Annotated in this window: 18 protein-coding genes; 3 read left to right on the forward strand and 15 right to left on the reverse strand. The window is 62.5% G+C overall.

Annotation, left to right across the window (positions count from 1 at the left end; all coding sequences use genetic code 11):
• Positions 1–2 precede the first annotated feature (2 nt).
• Positions 3–749 carry a metallophosphoesterase gene (locus B6V74_RS05050; RefSeq protein ID WP_088722135.1) on the forward strand — a complete coding sequence of 249 codons (747 nt, stop codon included), beginning with the start codon at positions 3–5 and terminating at the stop codon, positions 747–749.
• A complete protein-coding gene (locus B6V74_RS18740) occupies positions 736–1494 on the forward strand; it encodes a hypothetical protein (protein WP_146694517.1) in 759 nt (252 codons plus the stop codon). The genes B6V74_RS05050 and B6V74_RS18740 overlap by 14 nt, the downstream gene beginning before the upstream one ends.
• Before the next feature lie 636 nt (positions 1495–2130).
• Here B6V74_RS18740 and B6V74_RS05055 read toward each other — a convergent pair.
• The 13 genes from B6V74_RS05055 to uxaC all read right to left on the reverse strand — a co-directional run bounded on the left by B6V74_RS05055 (position 2131) and on the right by uxaC (position 14275).
• Complete coding sequence (locus B6V74_RS05055; protein ID WP_088722136.1) at positions 2131–2520, reverse strand: antitoxin Xre-like helix-turn-helix domain-containing protein; 390 nt, start codon at positions 2518–2520, stop codon at positions 2131–2133.
• Between the two features lie 153 nt (positions 2521–2673).
• Positions 2674–2832 (reverse strand): hypothetical protein, encoded by a 159-nt coding sequence (locus B6V74_RS18915; RefSeq protein ID WP_168184180.1) that lies wholly within the window; start codon positions 2830–2832, stop codon positions 2674–2676.
• Between the two features lie 238 nt (positions 2833–3070).
• Complete coding sequence (locus B6V74_RS05060) at positions 3071–3952, reverse strand: sugar kinase (protein WP_240497051.1); 882 nt, start codon at positions 3950–3952, stop codon at positions 3071–3073.
• Positions 3949–5469, reverse strand: coding sequence for an altronate dehydratase family protein (locus B6V74_RS05065; protein WP_088722137.1), 1521 nt, complete (start codon positions 5467–5469; stop codon positions 3949–3951). The genes B6V74_RS05060 and B6V74_RS05065 overlap by 4 nt, the downstream gene beginning before the upstream one ends.
• Positions 5462–6646 carry a mannonate dehydratase gene (gene uxuA / locus B6V74_RS05070; RefSeq protein ID WP_088722138.1) on the reverse strand — a complete coding sequence of 395 codons (1185 nt, stop codon included), beginning with the start codon at positions 6644–6646 and terminating at the stop codon, positions 5462–5464. Before uxuA ends, B6V74_RS05065 begins: the two co-directional genes overlap by 8 nt.
• Positions 6643–8082 (reverse strand): mannitol dehydrogenase family protein, encoded by a 1440-nt coding sequence (locus B6V74_RS05075; RefSeq protein WP_088722204.1) that lies wholly within the window; start codon positions 8080–8082, stop codon positions 6643–6645. The genes uxuA and B6V74_RS05075 overlap by 4 nt, the downstream gene beginning before the upstream one ends.
• Entirely contained in the window at positions 8060–8803 is a 744-nt protein-coding gene (kduD, locus tag B6V74_RS05080) for a 2-dehydro-3-deoxy-D-gluconate 5-dehydrogenase KduD (protein WP_088722139.1), read from the reverse strand. Before kduD ends, B6V74_RS05075 begins: the two co-directional genes overlap by 23 nt.
• Positions 8800–9624 carry a 5-dehydro-4-deoxy-D-glucuronate isomerase gene (kduI, locus tag B6V74_RS05085; protein ID WP_088722140.1) on the reverse strand — a complete coding sequence of 275 codons (825 nt, stop codon included), beginning with the start codon at positions 9622–9624 and terminating at the stop codon, positions 8800–8802. Before kduI ends, kduD begins: the two co-directional genes overlap by 4 nt.
• 11 nt (positions 9625–9635) lie before the next feature.
• A complete protein-coding gene (locus tag B6V74_RS05090; protein ID WP_078599802.1) occupies positions 9636–9941 on the reverse strand; it encodes a cupin domain-containing protein in 306 nt (101 codons plus the stop codon).
• Positions 9942–9954: 13 nt separating this feature from the next.
• On the reverse strand, positions 9955–11235 hold the full coding sequence (locus B6V74_RS05095) for a TRAP transporter large permease (RefSeq protein ID WP_088722141.1): 1281 nt from the start codon (positions 11233–11235) through the stop codon (positions 9955–9957).
• A 4-nt stretch (positions 11236–11239) separates the two neighbouring features.
• Positions 11240–11797 carry a TRAP transporter small permease gene (locus tag B6V74_RS05100; RefSeq protein ID WP_088722142.1) on the reverse strand — a complete coding sequence of 186 codons (558 nt, stop codon included), beginning with the start codon at positions 11795–11797 and terminating at the stop codon, positions 11240–11242.
• Positions 11798–11859: 62 nt separating this feature from the next.
• Positions 11860–12840, reverse strand: a complete 981-nt coding sequence (locus B6V74_RS05105; protein WP_088722143.1) for a TRAP transporter substrate-binding protein — start codon at positions 12838–12840, stop codon at positions 11860–11862.
• Positions 12841–12868: 28 nt separating this feature from the next.
• Complete coding sequence (gene uxaC, locus B6V74_RS05110) at positions 12869–14275, reverse strand: glucuronate isomerase (RefSeq protein WP_088722144.1); 1407 nt, start codon at positions 14273–14275, stop codon at positions 12869–12871.
• A 143-nt stretch (positions 14276–14418) separates the two neighbouring features.
• On the opposite strand from uxaC, the gene B6V74_RS05115 reads away from it, so the two are divergent.
• Positions 14419–15081, forward strand: coding sequence for a GntR family transcriptional regulator (locus B6V74_RS05115; protein WP_240497052.1), 663 nt, complete (start codon positions 14419–14421; stop codon positions 15079–15081).
• 73 nt (positions 15082–15154) lie between these two features.
• On the opposite strand, the gene B6V74_RS05120 is transcribed toward B6V74_RS05115, so the two are convergent.
• The gene (locus B6V74_RS05120) at positions 15155–16402 is read right to left on the reverse strand and encodes a Mob protein (RefSeq protein WP_088722146.1); all 1248 of its coding nucleotides are present in this window, start codon (positions 16400–16402) and stop codon (positions 15155–15157) included.
• A gap of 492 nt (positions 16403–16894) precedes the next feature.
• Complete coding sequence (locus tag B6V74_RS05130) at positions 16895–18733, reverse strand: ABC transporter ATP-binding protein (protein WP_088722148.1); 1839 nt, start codon at positions 18731–18733, stop codon at positions 16895–16897.

Here is an 18733-nt window from a genome sequence, read left to right on the forward strand (position 1 = left end):
TCATGTCCAAGGTGCTTATCTTGGCGGACCTGCATCTCGATCTCTGGATGCAGAAACACCGCAACCCATTCGATGACCTTGAGCTCGAGAACGCTGAGCTTCTCATCATAGCTGGCGACCTCGCCAACAAGCCCAAGATCCGTTGGCGTCCGGCGCTTCAGCTGATCGGCCAGCACGTCGATCTCGATCGGGTTCATATCATCCCGGGCAATCATGACTATTACGATTTTCGGCTCGATGGCGACGACCGCCTCGCAGATCTCGCGCATGAAGCCGGCGCGCATCTCGCGCAGAAACGTGTGATCACCCATGAGCGCACGCGATTCCTCTGCGTGACGCTCTGGACCGACTTCGCGCTCGGGCCGGGAAGCGTTGCGGAAAAGTCGTCCCGCAGCGACTGGGTGATGAATGACTATCGTTATATTCGCGTCGCAGGAAGCGGCTACCGCAAGGCGCGGCCAGCCGACACCATCGCGAAACACCATGAGCATCTCGATTGGCTGCGAGGGCAATTGGCGACACCCTTCGAGGGCGAAACCGTCGTCGTCACGCATCATGCCCCGCACCCGGCTGCGCTCCCTCCGGGCGCGCCGCTTCCCTGGTGCTACGCCTCAGACCTGACTGCACTCATCGAGGAATACCAGCCCGAGAAATGGCTTTTCGGCCATACCCACCATGCTGCGGAATTTCAGGTTGGGTGCACGCAGCTGAAGAATGTTTCGAAAGGATATCCAAATGAGCATAGTTAAATCTGATGTAATGAAGTATAAACTAATATCAAGTTGGGACGACAAACACGCTACACCAGAAGAAGATTGGATCGAATTTGAAGGCAAAAAAGTCAAATATATAAAAGGGGTTTTTCATAAGCCTTACAGCTTAGCGCCTACGCTACCGCATGAACCGGGAGCCTATATCCTCTATGGAAAAAGAAATTTTTATTGCGGAGAAACAAATGATATTAACCGTAGAGTGGTTGAGGGTGTCCGCCGGATGGGACGCGATACAAGCTTTGTTTGCTTTAGCACAAGCATGTTGAAAAACGAAAATGACGTGCATAAGAAACGTTTTTTTAAAGAAATACAAGATAATTGCATTCCGGTTTTGGCCACTGCTATCCATTTCTTAAAATTGCCTCTCGAGCTTGAAAACAAGCAGGGAGTCCACCTTTTGTCTCCCGAGACCCGAGAGAAAGACGAAAATTCAGTCCACGCCTTAGCGGAAAAAATTGCAATGACAGCACTTTATCATATGGGCTACCCCAGATGGCTATATCAAATATACCTCGACAAACGTCTTTACCATCAAACTAACACCGCGGCATGCTCTCTCAGCGATCTAATCTGGGATCCAATACGCGAAGACGAGCTTGCTCGTCAAAATAAGAGATGCGCATCAAGCCGCCGAAACAAGTTTGATTTAAGTTTAAAATGCAATGAAGAAACGCCACCCCTGCCAAAAGTTTGGCAAGTATCTGCCCGAAAGACGCATTAACCATATAGGCTCCAGAATCTTAACCAGAAGAGCACAGTTGTCGCCAACGCGATGGCAAAGCGAAAGGCCGTCGGGCATCACTCGTAGCGGATCGCCACCCGTCGCCAGTCGTTAAGCCTGCCGAACGTTATCTTGATCCGGTCGCGGATACGTCGCTATCAGGTGCTCGTTCAACGACATGCCACACCCGAACTGCAAATAATCGAGCACTTTAAGCGCCGGACCCGCAGGTGCTCGTTCAACAGCACGGGGGTGCTCGGTTCGCGACATGCGATGTCGTTGAACGAGCACCTCTACCGCCTCGTAAGTCACTGAAATCTTTCGAAAGCGGGTTTGAACAAATACAGTAAAATGAGCACCCCCTGTTTGAAGGCTCGCGCGGAACAGGCCCGAGCGCCTCCCAGAGATGACTGAAATGCCCTCTTCCGGGCCTCATGCGCCTTATTGTTGTAAGTTATTGAACTTAATGCATTTGTTGCGCCCAGAGCAAAGCTTCGGACCGCAGAGACAACAAAACGTTTGCCTTCAATAGCTTAGATCCACGAACACAACGCGAAGGGATTAACCTACTCCAGTTATGGCAGGTCTGGATCGAGGCCGTGACAATGGCCCAGAATTATGGGTGACCGGGCGTGCTCATGCGCCTTGCAACAGGCCGTCGAGGTAGGTCCGGATCGCGAGGATCTGCGGCAGGCCACCCTCAATGGCTGTCTCAACCGGACGGCGCCCACCAAACAAGTGACCCGTATTCGGCCGCGCGAACCAGCGTCTCGCCAGCGGCTCTGAAAAATAGAGCTCGAGCGCCTCATAGATGCCAACTGCTGCGCTCAGGCGTAGGAGCTGGTCCCGCGTAAGCTCGCCCGCGAAATCACGCGCCTTCGCACGCGTCCAATCACTTTCGGCCATATCCGCGAGGCCGGCGGCCTCTTTCTCGCTGAGGCCCCAAATTTTGACGATGCGTGCAAAGGCTTTGGGCGCGACGGTGGCGATCTGGGCCGGATCTTGAGTTTTGCCATTCGTCTGCATTTCGGTCTCGCTTACTCACTAGGAGGAGGAGCATAGAGCACCGCGCCAACGTCCCAAAGCATCTATTTGAGAGCTTCTTCCGGGATAATCGATGCGGGTTGTAGGGGGGGGGGCCTTGGTGGGCCGAGAGTATCTTGCGGAAAGCAACCAGGGTCACCCCACTCCCGGCCCATCAATCTCATCATCGCGCGCCGGCTGCATTCTCCCGACCCCGGACTCCACGGCTTGCACCAGAAGATCCAGCACACCACTGATCATCCGGTCTTCGTCGCTCTCGCCAAGCTTAGCGAGACAGAGGCGCATATCCTCCATCACGATCTCGCCGCTTGAGCTCTATGCCCGCCCCCTTCATGCACGTAGGCAATCTTCACCGCCTATGGGTGCTCGAGCAACGATATCCCGTCGCCTGACGTATAGTGTCGAACATGCAAAGGACGGGATCGGTCCTGCTCTACTAACGATATGGAGCCCTCCAACCGCCCCGCAAAGCATTGAATATATAGAATCGAGATATTGTTTCATGCTGCAAGGCGAGCCCCCTCTTTGGTAGCTACGCAGCTATGATCGCCCCCGGCTGCGCTATCACCTCGAGCGCGCAGGCATGAGCCTGAACAAGGCAGTCCTCGTCTGAAGCGCCCCGAAAATGCGCGGCGAGCCATGCACCGTTGAAACTGTCGCCGGCCGCGGTGGTATCGACCACCTTTTGCGCGGCAGGCAGGTCGAGCGGCTTGGCGGTGGGATCGAGCGATATCGCCCCTCCCGCGCCCATCTTCAACGCGCCTTTGCGCGCGCCCCAGGAGTTAAGCCGTGCGCGCACCGCTTGCGCGTCGGGGTCTCCAAACAGCGCCATCTCGTCATCCAGCGAAGGCAGCGCGATATCGGCGATGCGCCACGCCGCCTCGGTCACGGCGCGGGCGGTCTCGATATCTTCCCAGAGCCGCGGGCGGTAGTTGGAATCGAAAGCCACCCGGGCGGGATGTGCCTCCAGATGCGCCAAGAGCGATAAGCGCACCGAATGGGGCAGGATCGCCAGCGTGATCGCGCTGAGGTAGATCAGATCAACCCCTTCAAGCTGCGCGAACCCATCCTCGAACAGGCAGCGCGCTGCGGATTGGTCGCGCCAATAGGAAAAGCTGCGCTCTCCCTTTGCGTCGAGCGCGATCGCGTAGATGCCGGGCAGGCGCTCGGGGTGGCGGCGGATACGCGCGCAGCCCACACCTTGGTCGGCGATGAAGGCGCTCATGCGGTCGGAGACGGCATCGCGCCCCAGCACGGTGACGAATTCGACCTGCGCCGCTTCCCCGGCCGCGCGCGCAAGATAAACCGCAGTGTTGAGCGTATCTCCGGCAAAGCCGATCTGCTGCTCGGGGCGGTCGAAAGACAGCTCGACCATCGCTTCCCCGACGCAGGCGATCACGGGTTTCTTCGTCACATCACCGCTCCGATTTGCCACGGCTGGAATTCGTTATCGCCCAGCCCGAGGTCTTCTGATTTGGTCTTCTCACCCGACGCGACCCGCAGGATCGCCTCGAAGATTTCCGCGCCCTTGTCAGCGATCGACACGCCTTGGCTCAGGATGTCGCCGCAGCCGATATCCATATCGTCGGGCATCGCCTCCATAAGCCGGTCGGACGTCGCGAGCTTGATCGTCGGTGCCGGTTTCGAGCCGAAGGCTGAGCCGCGCCCGGTCGTGAATACCACGATCTGAGCGCCTGCCGCGATCTGGCCCGTGGCCGAGACCGGATCGTAACCGGGGCTGTCCATGAAGCTCAGCCCCGGCGTGCGGACCTGCTCGGCATAGTCATAGAAGGCCCGCAGCGGCGTCGCCCCGGCCTTGGCGACCGCGCCGAGGGATTTCTCGAGGATCGTGGTGATCCCGCCCTGCTTGTTGCCGGGGCTCGGGTTGTTGTCCATCGAGCCGCCGCCCTGTGCCGCATAGCCTTCCCACCAGTCGAGACAGCCGAGGAGCTTTTCGGCTACCTCGGGCGTGGCGCGGCGCAGCAGCAGGTCTTCTGCACCATGGATTTCGGGTGTCTCGGAGAGGATCACGCCACCGCCCTGCCCCACGATCAGGTCCGAGGCCACGCCCAGCGCCGGATTCGCAGTGATCGCGGAAAACCCGTCCGAGCCGCCACACTGCAGCCCGATGCGCAGCGCGGAGACCGGGCAGGCGCGGCGGCTGGTCTTGTTCACCTCCGGCAGAATCTCGCGCAGCTTCGCCTTGATCGCCTCGATCGTGGCGCGGGTGCCGCCGGTCTCCTGAATGGTCAGCGCGTGGAACCGTTCGGTCCCCGCGGACCCGAAATGCGCCTCCATGCGCGCGATCTGCATCACCTCGCAGCCCAAGCCCACGAAGATCGCCGCGCCGACATTCGGGTGGGTCGCATGCCCCCAGAGGACACGCTCGAGACTGTCCGCCCCGCGACCGCTCGCCGCCATGCCACAGCCGGTGCCATGGGCGAAGGCGACGACGCCATCGACGTTGTCATATGGATCGGGCGCGCCCTCGGCCGTGATCTCGGAGGCTGCGCATTTGATCACCGTGGCCGAGCAGTTCACCGTTGCGCAGAGCGCGATATAATTACGCGTGCCAACCCGACCATCTTCCCGCGCGTAGCCCATGAAGCTGCGCGGCGCGACCTTGGGGATCGCGGCCTCGGCGCGGGCGAGATCGGCGCCGATCTGGTGGGTCTCGTCATGGTCCGAATAGCTGACATTGTGGCTGTGAACATGTTCGCCCACCGAAATCGGGGCGCTCGCCCGGCCGATGATCTGGCCGAACTTGATCACCGGATCGCCCTCGGCCATCGCTACGCGCGCGAGCTTATGTCCCGCGGAAACCGGATGTGCGAGCGGCTCACCGATGCCAAGCGGGGTGCTGCCCGCGTCCGCGCGCGCGGCCAGAACGGAGACCGTGTCGCGCGGATGCAGTGTGATCGCTTCAGCCATCGTGGCGCCCCCTCAGCCCGGCGATCACGCCGCGCATCTCGGCCAGCCCGCGCATCCGCCCGATCAGCGGGTAGCCGGGGAAAGAACCGCGCGTGGCGTCATCGAGCAGGACATGACCGTGATCGGGCCGGAACGGGATCTGTGCGTCCGCGCGCCCCTCGGAGGTCCGGCGCGTTTCCTCGGACAAGAGCGCGGCAGCCACCGCGACCATATCGGTATCTCCACCCAGATGCGCGGCCTCCTCGAAACTGCCATCGGGGTCTTTGCGCACGTTGCGCAGATGCGCGAAATGGATACGCGCCGCGAAGCGCTCGGCGATCGCGGGCAGATCGTTGGCCGGGTTCGCTCCGAGCGATCCCGTGCAGAGCGTCAGCCCGTTCGCGGGGCTGTCATGCGCCTGCAGGATCCAGTCGATATCCTCGGCGTTGGAGACGACGCGGGGCAGCCCCAGAATGTCGCGTGGCGGATCGTCGGGATGCATGCAAAACCGCAGCCCCAGTTCCTCCGCCGTGGGGATCACCTCGTCAAGGAAGCGTTTGAAATTGCGCCGAATCTCGTCGCGATCGAGGCCGTCATAGAGCGCAAGCTGGGTCCGCAGACCGGCGATGTCGTAGCGGTCATAGGCACCCGGCAGCCCCGACATGATCGCGTGCAACAGCGCGTCACGCTGGTCCTGCGTTGAGCCGTCGAACCAGGTCTTGGCGCGAGCGCGCACTTCCGGAGAATAATCGGCTTCAGCTTCCTCGCGCCCTAGCATGTGAATTTCGAACGCCGCCATGCGATATGCCTCGAAGCGCAGGCAGCTGCCGCCAGTCTCAAGCGGTGCGGTCAGATCGGTGCGTGTCCAATCCAGCACCGGCATGAAATTGTAGCAGATCGTGGTGATGCCCTCGGCGGCGAGATTGGCCATCGATTGGCGGTAATTGGCGAAAAGAGCGCTCAGATCGCCTTCGCCGCGCTTGATCCGCTCATGGATCGGCAGGCTTTCGACCACGTGCCAATGCAGCCCCGCCGCCTCGATCCGGGCGCGCCGCTCGGCGATAGCCTCGCGCGACCAGACCTCGCCATAGGCGATCTCGTGCAAGGCGGTAACGATGCCGGATGCGCCCGTCTGCGCGATCTGCGGCAGGGAAATCGTGTCCAGCTCGGGGCCATACCAACGCCAGCTCTCGATCATTGGAGAACCTCCTGCACCGCGGCGCGCGCGCCTTTTTCGACGAGCGCGCGATAGGCCTCCGTGACCGGGGCCTGCAGGGATTGTGCGAGCTCGGGCGGAAACACAGAACGCAACGACAGAAGCGCCGCAACCTTGCCCTCGGCATCCGCGGCACTGTCGGAGAGCGCACGTAACTCAGCGGCCAGCGGGTCTTTCACCTCGATCGGCTGCCCGCTCTCGTCGACGCCGCCGACGTAGCGCATCCAGGCCGCGATCGCGAGCATCAGGCCCGGGCAGCTCCGCCCGGCCTTCAACGTATCGGCGACGGTGGCCAGAATGCGCTGCGGCAGTTTCTGGCTGCCATCCATCGCGATCTGCCATGTCCGGTGACGGATCGCGGGATTGGCGTAGCGCGCTGCGAGCGCGTCGGCATAGTCCTCAAGCGACACGCCGGGCGGCGGGGTCAGCGAAGGAATGATTTCGGAGCGCCACAGATGGCGCACGAACCCGGCCATCACCTCGTCGTCCATCGTGTCGGAAATCGTCTCATGCCCCGCCAGATAGCCGAGATAGGCCAGTGAGCTGTGCGTGCCATTGAGCATCCGCAGTTTCATATGCTCGAACGGCGTCACATCGCGGACCATCTCGACTCCGACTGCGCCCCAGTCGGGCCGTTCGCCGTCGACGAAGTCATCCTCGATGACCCATTGGCGAAACGGCTCGTGCATCACCGGCAACGCGTCGTGCCAGCCTGCGAGCTCTTCGAGCCGCACGATGTCCTCGGGCTTGGTGGCGGGGACGATGCGGTCCACCATGGTCGAGGGGAACCGTCCCTCATCCGCGATCCAGTCTGCCAGCTGCGGGTCGATCCGACGCGCAAGATCCAGCACCACGCCGCGCAGCAGCCGGCCGTTTTCGGGCAGGTTGTCACAACTCATCGCGGTGAAGGGACGCAATCCGCGCGTGCGGCGCAGTTGCAGCGCGCGCACCAGATAGCCAGGCGCAGAGACGGGCAGGTCGTTGGCCATGTCATGGACGATATCGGGATGATCGGGGTCGAGCGCGCCGGTCGCGGGCGAATGGCAATAGCCCTTTTCGGTGATCGTGAGCGACACGATGCGCACGTCCGGATCGGCCATCACGTCGAGCACCGCCTGCGGGTCTTCGCGCGCCACCAGAATGTTGCTCACGATCTCGATGCGCTCGGGCGTTTCGCCCTCGGGGCCGAACTCCAGCCCGCTATAGGCGAAATCCTGCGGCGCCAGCGCGTCGCGCATCCGCGAGGATTGCAGCGACACGCCGGTGATCCCCCAATCGCCGCCGCTCTTTGCTGCGGCTTCCGCGGTATAGATCGCCCCATGGGCGCGGAAGAACGCGCCAAGGCCGAGATGGACGATACCGGTTTTGAGCTTCGCGCTCTCGCGGGTGAGACGTTCAGCGGGCAAGCCAGCCTCCATCGACATTCAGCACCGCGCCGTGGATGTAGCGCGCGGCGGGGGAACACAGGAAAGCGGCCGTGCCGCCGATATCGGAAGGATCGCCCCAGCGCCCCGCCGGGATGCGCGCAAGGATCGCCTCGCTGCGCTCCGGATCGGCACGCAGCGCCTCGGTGTTGTTGGTCGCGATATAGCCGGGTGCGATGGCGTTCACGTTGATCCCTTTAGCCGCCCATTCATTGGCGAGGATCTTGGTCAGTCCCGCCACGCCATGCTTGGACGCGGTATAGGAGGGCACACGGATGCCGCCCTGAAAGGATAGCAGCGACGCGATATTGACCACTGCCGCCGGAGTATTGTCCTGCTCCAGCGCGGCGCGGGCGAAGGCTTGCGTGGTGAAGAACAGCGCCTTGAGGTTCACGTCCATCACCGCGTCCCAATCGGCTTCGGTGAAGTCCAGACTGTCTTCGCGCCGGATGATGCCCGCGTTGTTCACGAGGATCGAATAGCCTGCATCCGCGAAAATATCCTGCGCGGCCATCGGGTCCGCGAAGTCGAGGAGCAGAGCCTCGCCCTGCCCGCCCGCATCGGCGATCATCGCCAGCGTTTCGGTGCATTCGCGCCGACCCGCGCAGGTCACATGCGCGCCTTGCGCGGCGAGCGACACTGCGATCGCCTGACCGATGCCGGTATTCGCGCCGGTGACGAGGGCGCGGCGGTTCTCTAGCGAAAACGGGCTCATTTCAGATCCGCCGGCTGCACGAAGTCCATGTCGGTGTAATCGACATTGTCGCCCGCCATCGCCCAGATGAAGGTGTATTCCCCGATCCCGGCCCCGGAGTGGATCGACCAAGGCGGCGAGATCACGGCCTCTTCGTTGGCGATCATCATGTGGCGGGTCTCGGTCGGCTCGCCCATCAGGTGCAGCACGCGCGCCTCGGGCGTCATGCCCCAGTAGAGGTAGGCCTCCATCCGGCGATCATGCACATGCGCCGGCATCGTGTTCCAGACCGAACCTTCGACCAGTTGCGTGTAGCCCAGCACCAGTTGGCAGCTTTCCATCACGGTGGGATGGATGAACTGGTTGATTACGCGCTTGTTGGAGGTCGCCGCCTCCCCCAGCTCGACGCGGTTCGCCTCGGCCAGTTTGATAAGGCGATGCGGACAGGCGCGATGGGCGGGGGCGGAGACCAGATAGAACCGGCCGTCGCCCTCGAAGGTCACCGGTCCTGCGCCCATGCCCAGATACAGCACATCGCCGCGCCCCATCTCCCAGGTCTCGCCAGCGGCTGAGACGCGTCCCGTGCCGCCGATATTCACGACGCCCATTTCGCGCCGCTCGAGGAAGGTGGCGGTCCGCGTCTCGTCCACCACATCGAGCGTCAGCGATGCGCCATTCGGCACCGCGCCTCCGAGGGTGAACCGGTCGTAATGCGTGTAGATCAAGCGGATCTCGCCGGGCGCAAACAGCCCCGTGCCCAGGAAATGCTCACGCAGCTCTTGCGTGAGCATGGTGCGGGCGTGATCGGGATGGATGGCGTGGCGGGTTTCTACGCTGAGCATTGAATGTCCTTTCACAAAAAGTCGTCGCGGCGCGGGGTGAAGCAGTCGAGCAGCTCCCCCGCTTCGACGCAGACACAGCCGTGTTCGGCGCCGGACGGTATCATCAGGCTGTCCCCGGCGCGCAGCACGTGCTCCGCGCCGTCCAGGACAAAGCGAAATTCGCCGGAGGTGCAGTAGGTGGCCTGCACGTGAGGATGGGAGTGGAGCGCGCCCTCTGCCCCGGCCTCGAAGCGAACCGAGACCAGCATCATCTGCTCGTTTTCGGTCAGCACCTGACGGGCGATGCCCTCATCGGGATAGGCGATCGGATAGCTCATGCGAAAACTCCTCTCAGTGGAAGACCGACGGCAGCCAGAGCGAAAGCGCGGGGATGTAGGTCACCAGCATCAGCGTGGCGAAGGTCGCGAAATAGAACGGCCAGATCGATTTCATCACCGTCGTGATCGGCACCCGGCCCACTGCGCAGCCGACGAACAGCACCGCACCGACCGGCGGCGTGCAGAGACCGATCCCGAGGTTGAGCACGAGGATCACCCCGAACTGCACCGGATCGACACCGAAGGCCTGAGCCACGGGCAGGAAGATCGGCGTGGTGATCACGATCAGCGGCGACATGTCCATGAATGTGCCCAGAACCAGCAGCAGCAGGTTGATCAGCAGCAGGATGACGATCGGATTGTGCGAGAAGTTCTCGAGCAGATGGATCAGCTTGGCAGGCACTTGCAGATAGGCCAGCAACCAGCCGAACGAGGCCGCGCAGCCGATCACCATCAGCACCATCGCCGTCGTGCGCACGGCGCCCTTGGTAGCCTCGATGAAATCCGACAGCTTCATCGTGCGATACAGGAAGACGGTCACCAGCAGCGCATAGACCACCGCGATATTGGAGCTTTCCGAAGCCGTGAAGATGCCTGAGCGCACGCCGCCGAAGATGATCAGGATCATGATCAGGCCGGGCATCGCATTCCAGAACAATCGCGCCAGCGCTTTGCGACCAGGGAAGGGTTCGGTCGGGTAGCCACGGCGCTTGGCGACGAAATAGGCGGCGGTCATCAGCGACAGCGCCAGCACCAGACCCGGAATGATCCCGGCGGTGAAGAGGTCGGCAATCGAGATCTTCCCGCCTGCCGAGATCGAATAGATGATCATGTTGTGGCTGGGCGGCAGCATCAGCGCGATGATCGCCGCCGTGACGGTGATGTTCACACCGTAATCCGCGCCGTAGCCACGTTCGCGCATCTGCGGCACCATCAGGCCGCCCACTGCCGAGGCATCCGCCGCCGCAGAGCCGGAGACACCGCCGAACATCACCGAGGCAAGGATGTTCACCTGCCCCAGCCCGCCGCGCATGTGCCCGACCAAGGCACCCGCCAGCGCGACCAGCCGCCGCGCGATATCGCCGCGCACCATCAGGTCCCCGGCATAGATGAAGAACGGGATCGCCATCAGCGCGAAGACCGAGACGCCGGAATTGAGGCGTTGGAACACCACCACCGGCGGCAGCCCTAGATAGGTGACTGTCGCAAAGGAGGCCGCGCCGAGGCAGAACGCAACCGGCGTTCCGATCAGCAACAGGACGGTGAACGTCCCGAACAAGATCCAGAGTTCCATCAGTTCAGTTCCCTTCGCCAGTGACGGCGTCGCCCTCGAGCTCCGCCGCTTCGTGATCGTCGCCGAACCGCGACGTCGAGAGACCCGCCAGCCGGCGCAGGATGCGCTCGGCGCAGAAGATCATCAGCAGCGCTCCGCCCGCCGCGACCGGCACGAAACGAAAGGCCCCGGATACGCCGAGCCCCGAGATCGTCGTGGCGGACATCTTGTCGGCCAGTTGCCAGCCGTATTTGAGCATCCCGAAGCCGAAGGCCGCGACAACGAGGTCCGAAATCGAGAAGAAGGTCAGTCGCACCTTTTCGGGCAGCACGAAGAGCAATACGTCGAAGCTGAGGTGATAGCCCTCGCGGATGCCCACGGCCGCGCCGAGAAAAATGAACCAGCCCATCAGGATCACGCTGGCCGGTTCGGCCCAGAACAGGCTCGATTCAAGCACGTAGCGGTAAAAGACCTGGGCGAAGACGAAAGCCGTCATCAACACCAGCCCGATCCCTGAAAGCCAAAGGGCAGCCCGGCCCAACCAGCCGGTCCAGTCGGCCAGTTTCTCCAACACGTTGCGCATCTGTGGGATCTCCACGAAAAGAGTGTGCCCCCGCCGCAATCGGCGGGGGGCGATGGATCAGATCACTTCGTCGCTTGAATGCGCGCCACCAGATCCTTGGCTTCGGGCGTGGTCACGTATTTGTCGTAGACCGGCTTCATCGCGTCGATGAAGGGCTGCTTGTCGATGTCCTTCACGACTTTGACGCCGGCCGCTTCCACCTTGTCCTCGGATTTCTTTTCCTGCTCGGCCCAGAGCTTGCGCTCGAGCGTTTCCGAGTTCTTCGCAGCTGCCTTGATGACCTTCTGGTCTTCGGGGCTCAGCTTGTTCCAGGTCGTCAGGGACATTGCCACCAGTTCCGGAACCATGAGGTGCTGGTCCTGCGTGTAATAGGGCGCGACCTCGTAATGGCCCGAGCTGTCATAGGAGGGCCAGTTGTTCTCCGCGCCGTCGATGACGCCGGTCTGGATCGAGGAGTAAACCTCGCCATAGGGCATCGGCGTAGCATTCGCGCCGATCGCCTGCATCATGTCGACGAAGACGTCGTTCTGCATGACACGGAACTTCATGCCCTGAAGGTCGTCGATCGATTTGATCGGATGCTCGGAATTGTAGAAGCTGCGCGAGCCCGCATCGTAATTGGCCAGCTGGACCAGATCATGCGCTTCGAACGCCTTGCCGACTTCTGCGCCGATCGGGCCGTCGAGAACATGGTGCTGATGCTCGACCGAGCGGAACAGATAGGGTAGCGAGAACAGCTGCGTTTCCGGAACGATGTCGTTGAACGTGCCGAACGAGGCGCGCACCATGTCGATCACGCCCAGCTGGGTCTGCTCGATCGTATCCTTTTCCTCGCCCAGCTGCGCGGACGGATAGACCTCGATGCAGATTCGGCCGTCGGTCTTCGCCTCGACCTCCTTGGCCATCGATTTCACCGCCTCGACGGTCGGGTAGCCATCGGGGTGAGTGTCCGACGAACGCAGGGTCATGTCGCAGGCCGACGCGGTCGTGACGCAAGCGGCCGAAATCAGCAGCGCAGCGATAGGTGTCAGTGTCTTCTTCATTACTTCTCTCCTCCCAGAAAGTGCTCAATCAGAGCTTGTAAGCTTGGCGTGCAAGCCTGTGTGTGAGGTCGTGGATGACCTCAGAAGCTTCCTCCTCCGTCAGCCGCCCGGTAGCGACCAAGTTGGCAAGGAATCCGGCATCGACCCGGCGCGCGACGTCATGGCGCGCGGGGATCGACAAATAGGCACGGGTGTCGTCATTGAAGCCGACCGTGTTGTAGAAGCCCGCCGTCTCGGTGGTCATCTCGCGGTAGCGCCACATGCCTTCGAAACTGTCGTGGAACCACCACGCCGGACCGAGCCGCAGACAGGGATAGACCCCCGCAAGCGGCGCCAACTCGCGCGCATAGGTGCTCTCGTCCAACGTGAACAGGATCACGCGCAGCGCGGGGTCCTGCCCCACCGCATCCAGAAGCGGCTTGAGCGCCGCGACATAATCGGTGCGCGTCGGAATATCGTAGCCTTTGTCTCGCCCGAAGCGGGACTGGATCGGGCCCGAATGGTTGCGCGACGAGCCGGGGTGGATCTGCATCACCAGGCCGTCCTCGCAGGACAGCTTCGCCATTTCGGTCAGCATCTGGGCGCGGAATGCCTCGCGTTCCGCCGCGTCCGCTTTCCCCGCGAGCACCTTGTCATAGAGCGCCTCCGCCGCGGCGCGATCCAGATTGAGCGTCGCGGCCGTCGGATGACCATGATCGGTCGAAGTCGCCCCGAAAGAGGCGAAATAGGCGCGCCGGTCGCGATGGGCGTCCAGATAGGCTGCGAAGGACGTGCCCGACTGCCCGCCAAGCTGGCAGAACGTCTCGACGTTCTGCGCGAAGCCTTCGAAATCGGGATCGACCACCGGATCGGGGCGATAGGCGGTGATCACACGCCCGCCCCACCGGCTTTCGCGGATCATCCGGTGCCATTTCAGATCGTCGAGCGGGCTTTCCGTCGTCGCGATCACCTCGATGTTGAATTGATCGAACAAAGCGCGCGGACGCATCTCCGGGCGCCCAAGCGCCTCCGAGATACGGTCGTAATACATGTCGGCGGTGTCGGCGCTGAGCCGCTCGGTGAAGCCGAAGATCGTCTCGAACGCATGGTCCAGCCAGATCCGCGAGGGCGTGGCGCGGAACAGGTGGTAATGCTCCGCGAACAGCCGCCAGATCTTGCGACCATCGGTTTCCGTCTCACCGCCATCGACGCGCGGCACGCCAAGCGCCTCCAGCGGCACGCCCTGGCTGTGCAGCATCCGGAACACATAGTGATCGGGCGTCACGAAAAGCTGGGCAGGGTCGGGAAAGGCTTCGTTCAGCGCATACCAGCGCGGGTCGGTATGGCCATGGGGCGAGATGATCGGAGCATCCTTGACCGTGTCATAGAGATCGCGTGCGAGGGCACGAACCCCCGGATCCGCTGGCAGCAGGCGATCTTTATTCAACAGCGCCATGGTCTATCGCTCCCCCTGTGGCTATTTTCTTAGGTGGACTAACACCGAACTAATAAACTAATATGCTAGAATACCCGGACCGTCAACGAGGAGTTCCGATGCCCGCGCCCCTGCCTTTGACCCAGCTTGATCAGAACGCACGCATGTCTGTCTCCGATGTCGTTTTCGAACATTTGCGCCAACAGGTTCTGGGTCTATCCCTGCCCCCGGGAACCAAGCTCTCAGAAGTGGAGGTCGCCAAGCAGATGGGCGTTTCGCGCCAACCGGTGCGCGATGCCTTTTACCGCTTGTCGAAGCTCGGATTTCTCGTGATTCGACCTCAGCGTGCGACGACGGTGTCGCTGATTTCCCGCGAAGCGGTGCTGCAGGCGCGCTTCATTCGCAACGCGCTCGAGGTCGAAACCGTGCGGGTCGCTGTCGCTGCATTGACCGATGAGGATCTCGCGGCGTTGCGCGATCTGATCGAGCAACAGCGTGCCGCGATGGAAAAGGGTGAGAAGACCAAATTCCACGAACTGGACGATCAGTTTCATCGCGAGATCTGCACCCGTGCCGGGCTCGGCTTCACATGGGAACTGATCGCCGAGAACAAGGGGCACATGGACCGCGTGCGGATGCTGTCGCTGTCTTTCGCCTCGCGCGATGCGTTCGACGATCACGTGAAGATCCTGAGCGCGCTCGAATGCCGCGACCTTGATCGAGCGACTCAGGCGATGCGCGATCACCTGTCGCGCATCCTCGATCAGATCGACCGCATTCAGGACGATCACACCGAGCTTTTCGAGGTCGCGCCTCACCAGAGCTGAGGTCGGGATGGTGTGATCGCCGCATACTTCGACCGGGGAACTCAAGGTCGACATACGAGAAGGCATCGGGCGTCTACCCAACCCCGGGCCCATCAATCTCGTAATCGCGCGCCGGCTGCAGCGCACCAACCCCGACCTCTCCAGCGCGCACGATGAGATCGAGAATAGCTTGGATCATCCAGTCCTCCGCAGTCTCACCGAGCGCCTTGAGAGAGGCAGGCATATCCTCCATCACAATGGTGCCTTCCGAGATCTGAGCATGACCTTCGGTGAGCGCGGTTATAACCTTGGCGACGGCGTCTTGCTTTTCCGCAAATTCCAGAGCTCTTCGGTCACGCTCCGCGAACGCGCCCCGCATCTGCTCCGCATTCGCCTTGCGCGCGGCATGTTGTTTCGTCGTTAGCCGCGCCTTTCGCGGCCCGTCGCGCAAGAGCCCGCAGTGCTCTCCGACCGCCCGGTGGTAATCGTCCTGGAACTGACGCATGGCCGCACGGTAGGCGACCATTTCCGGAACCTCACCGCGCAGTTTTCGAGCCGCTTTCAGATGAGCACGGTTCTCTTCTTTCCACGACGCGAGCACCTTCGCATTTTCAGCCCGCACCGCGCGACAGTCCGTGCGCCACGCCTCAAGACGCGCAGCATTATGCGCCTTGTTGCGCGCGATGGTCTCCGGTCGCTTGCCAAGAGCCCGCTTGCGCGGTCTCGGAGGAAGAGGCTTGGGAATGGGACGCGGGAGCGAGCAAATGGCCGAAGGGGTCTCGCAGGAGGCGCGCACCTCCGCGGCTGCGCGCTTGCCCGCATGCAGCTTGTTCGCATCGAGCTTCGGATCGTCGACATTGATCGCAAGGATGTGGAGGTGGACATGGGCCTCATCGAGATGCAGCACGGTCGCCCACTCCACGCCCTGCGGCATCCGGATTTTAAAATGCGCAAGCACTCGCTTCACCCAGGTCTTGATCTCAGGTGTATGCCGTCCCCCATCATGGGTCAGGGTCTCGACCGATAATGGGTGCGAGTGAATTTCCGAGTAGAGCGTCGCCGCATCCCGGCGCAGCCGACGCTTATAGCTCGTGCCTTTCGCACTTTTCACGGTCTCACGGATCGCCTCCACCTTCTCGGTCCAGAGCGCCTCGAGCTTGTTGAGCGTCGTCGTGCCGTCAAGCTTGATCGGCGCTTTCGGTTCGTCGACATGACGCGAATAGCGCGGCACCCGCATCGCCTCGCCAAAGACCTGCTCGGCCGTGTTCACCTGCTCGGGCGCTCCCTTAACCTTGCGTGGGGCCGCCGAATAACATTCGATATGGACAAACTGATAGCTCATGGATCACCTCTTCTCTTCCTTGGCTCTCCTCCGAGGATAAGTTGGTGACCTGAAAAAACGTGCAGGAGACCGGTGCGAAAAACGACGCCGGGAAAACTAGCTATATGACAGACTGTAGGTAGGTTTTTTGAACGGCTGGATTGCGGAACGATGCAACAGCGCGCTCAGGGGTTGGAGAATGCCGAGGCGCAGGAACGGCGCGCTGCCCAGAACATCACCGATGCAATCGCGCTCCGCAGCCACGTCTGAGCGCGCTGGCCCGTTTGAACAGAGGCACGGGGTAGCCACGAAGACCCTGAGGCTGACCGTTTTCCAGATGTCCCCCGATCCTTTCGCCGAAGGCAACAAAAAGTCGCCCTGCGCTCTCTCAACCTCGCGTGCTTGCGCCGCGTCCATTTTTTCGCGCGCGAGGCTTCGAGCTTGTCGATCACTCGAACTCCTTGCAGCGGGCGTTAGCCCAGCGCCCAGCGCCCACGACAAGTGGCGCCGCTGCTAGATCACCATACTCCCGACGCCTTCGCGCTTCGCTTCACGCGGGGCCTCTGACGCAGCGCGCGTCATCGACTGGTAGGCCATCAGCTCGACCGTGTCGCGGATGGCCACGAAATGCCCCTCCCCGACTTCTCGCAGCCCGATGCGCTCGGGGTCGATGTCACGCGGCAGCAGAAGCTTCGGCGTTTTCAGGTCGGCTGCGCGCTCGCGCGGGAGCGGTCTGCGCTGCGGGTCCGGATGCGGCACCGCCGACAGCAATCGTCGCGTGTAGGGATGCACCGGGTTCTTCAGAACGGTGTCGGTCGGCCCGGTTTCGACGACCTGCCCCGCCCACATAACGGCGATGCGGTGACTGACGCGTTCGACGACCGCGATATCATGGGAGATGAAGAAGAAAGAGACACCCTCTTCCTTCTGCAGCTTGGCGATCAGATCGGTGATCTGGCGCGCGACCGATACGTCGAGGGCCGAAACCGCCTCATCCGCGACGATGATCGCCGGTTTAACCGAGAGCGCGCGGCAGATGCAGAGCCGTTGGCGCTGCCCGCCGGAGAACTGGTGCGGGTAGCGATACATCGCGGCGGCTTCCAACCCGACCCGTTCCAGAAGCTCGCCCGCCATCGCCCGCCGCTCGGCGCGCGTCATCGGATTGCGGATATGGGCGGGCTCGGTGATCAGATCATAGACCGGGAGCCGTGGGTTGAGGCTGGCATAGGGGTCCTGAAAGACCATTTGCATCTTTCCGCGCAGCGGGCGCAGCTCTTGCGCCGTCAGGCCGGTTAGGGTCTGCCCGCTCAGCCGGACCCGCCCGCCAGACGCTGCCTCGAGACCGAGCAAGGTCCGCGCCAAGGTGGATTTGCCGCAGCCGGATTCCCCCACCAGCCCAAGCGTTTCACCGCGCCCGAGGGTCAGCGAGACCTCGTTGACCGCGTGATAATCGAGCGCAGGCCGTCCCGGAGCGGCGCGGCGCACCGGGAAACGAACCGACAGCCGGTCGACTTCGAGGAGCGGCGCATCTGCATTGAGCGGCGGTTTCGGCGCCCCCGCGCCCAGCATCGGCGTCGCCGCCATCAGGTTGCGGGTATATTCGGCCTGCGGAGCGGCGAAGATCTGCCCGACCGGACCGGTTTCGACCTGTTCGCCGCAACACAGCACGACGACGCGGTCGGCGATCTCGGCCACCACCCCCATGTCGTGGGTGATGAACAGCACGGCCATTCCGCTTTCCTCCTGCAGCTCTTTGATCAGCGACAGGATCTCCGCTTGCGTCGTCACATCGAGCGCGGTCGTCGGCTCATCGGCGATCAGCAGATCGGGCTGGCAAGCCAGCGCCATCGCGATCATGACGCGCTGCCTCAGACCGCCCGACAGCTCGTGCGGATATTGCACCAGCCGCCGTTCGGGTTCGGGGATCTTGACCCGCGCGAACGCGGCGCGGGCCGCCGCCAGCGCCGCCTTGCGGTCCAGCCCCTGATGCAGGCGCAAGACTTCTGCCACCTGCTCGCCAAGCGGCATCACCGGGTTGAGCGCGGTCATCGGCTCTTGAAAGATCATAGAGATCCGGTTGCCGCGCACCTGCTGCATCTCGCGTTCCTCGAGCGCCGTGATCTCGACCGGCGTGTCACCGTCGAGATCGATGCGTCCGCCGGTCAGGCGCCCGCCCTCGCGTTCGATCAGGCGCATCAGCGCCAGCGCGGTGGCGGATTTGCCCGAGCCGGACTCCCCCACCAACGCGACGGTCTCGCCGCGTGCGATGTCGAAGCTGAGCCCCGACAGCGCGGTGTGGGAGCCGAAAGCGAGGCTCAGGTTCTGGACTGACAGAAGCGGTGCGCGGCTCAT

Source organism: Thioclava sp. F42-5 (assembly GCF_002213195.1).
Lineage (GTDB): Bacteria > Pseudomonadota > Alphaproteobacteria > Rhodobacterales > Rhodobacteraceae > Thioclava > Thioclava nitratireducens.

What these genes read in the sequence shown, in the direction of transcription:
- B6V74_RS05050 (WP_088722135.1), top strand. Translation starts at nt 3, where the DNA reads ATGTCCAAGGTGCTTATCTTGGCGGACCTGCATCTCGATCTCTGGATG.
- B6V74_RS18740 (WP_146694517.1), top strand. Translation starts at nt 736, where the DNA reads ATGAGCATAGTTAAATCTGATGTAATGAAGTATAAACTAATATCAAGT.
- B6V74_RS05055 (WP_088722136.1), bottom strand. Translation starts at nt 2,520, where the DNA reads ATGCAGACGAATGGCAAAACTCAAGATCCGGCCCAGATCGCCACCGTC.
- B6V74_RS18915 (WP_168184180.1), bottom strand. Translation starts at nt 2,832, where the DNA reads ATGGAGGATATGCGCCTCTGTCTCGCTAAGCTTGGCGAGAGCGACGAA.
- B6V74_RS05065 (WP_088722137.1), bottom strand. Translation starts at nt 5,469, where the DNA reads ATGGCTGAAGCGATCACACTGCATCCGCGCGACACGGTCTCCGTTCTG.
- uxuA (WP_088722138.1), bottom strand. Translation starts at nt 6,646, where the DNA reads ATGATCGAGAGCTGGCGTTGGTATGGCCCCGAGCTGGACACGATTTCC.
- B6V74_RS05075 (WP_088722204.1), bottom strand. Translation starts at nt 8,082, where the DNA reads ATGGAGGCTGGCTTGCCCGCTGAACGTCTCACCCGCGAGAGCGCGAAG.
- kduD (WP_088722139.1), bottom strand. Translation starts at nt 8,803, where the DNA reads ATGAGCCCGTTTTCGCTAGAGAACCGCCGCGCCCTCGTCACCGGCGCG.
- kduI (WP_088722140.1), bottom strand. Translation starts at nt 9,624, where the DNA reads ATGCTCAGCGTAGAAACCCGCCACGCCATCCATCCCGATCACGCCCGC.
- B6V74_RS05090 (WP_078599802.1), bottom strand. Translation starts at nt 9,941, where the DNA reads ATGAGCTATCCGATCGCCTATCCCGATGAGGGCATCGCCCGTCAGGTG.
- B6V74_RS05095 (WP_088722141.1), bottom strand. Translation starts at nt 11,235, where the DNA reads ATGGAACTCTGGATCTTGTTCGGGACGTTCACCGTCCTGTTGCTGATC.
- B6V74_RS05100 (WP_088722142.1), bottom strand. Translation starts at nt 11,797, where the DNA reads ATGCGCAACGTGTTGGAGAAACTGGCCGACTGGACCGGCTGGTTGGGC.
- B6V74_RS05105 (WP_088722143.1), bottom strand. Translation starts at nt 12,840, where the DNA reads ATGAAGAAGACACTGACACCTATCGCTGCGCTGCTGATTTCGGCCGCT.
- uxaC (WP_088722144.1), bottom strand. Translation starts at nt 14,275, where the DNA reads ATGGCGCTGTTGAATAAAGATCGCCTGCTGCCAGCGGATCCGGGGGTT.
- B6V74_RS05115 (WP_240497052.1), top strand. Translation starts at nt 14,419, where the DNA reads ATGTCTGTCTCCGATGTCGTTTTCGAACATTTGCGCCAACAGGTTCTG.
- B6V74_RS05120 (WP_088722146.1), bottom strand. Translation starts at nt 16,402, where the DNA reads ATGAGCTATCAGTTTGTCCATATCGAATGTTATTCGGCGGCCCCACGC.
- B6V74_RS05130 (WP_088722148.1), bottom strand. Translation starts at nt 18,733, where the DNA reads ATGAGCCGCGCACCGCTTCTGTCAGTCCAGAACCTGAGCCTCGCTTTC.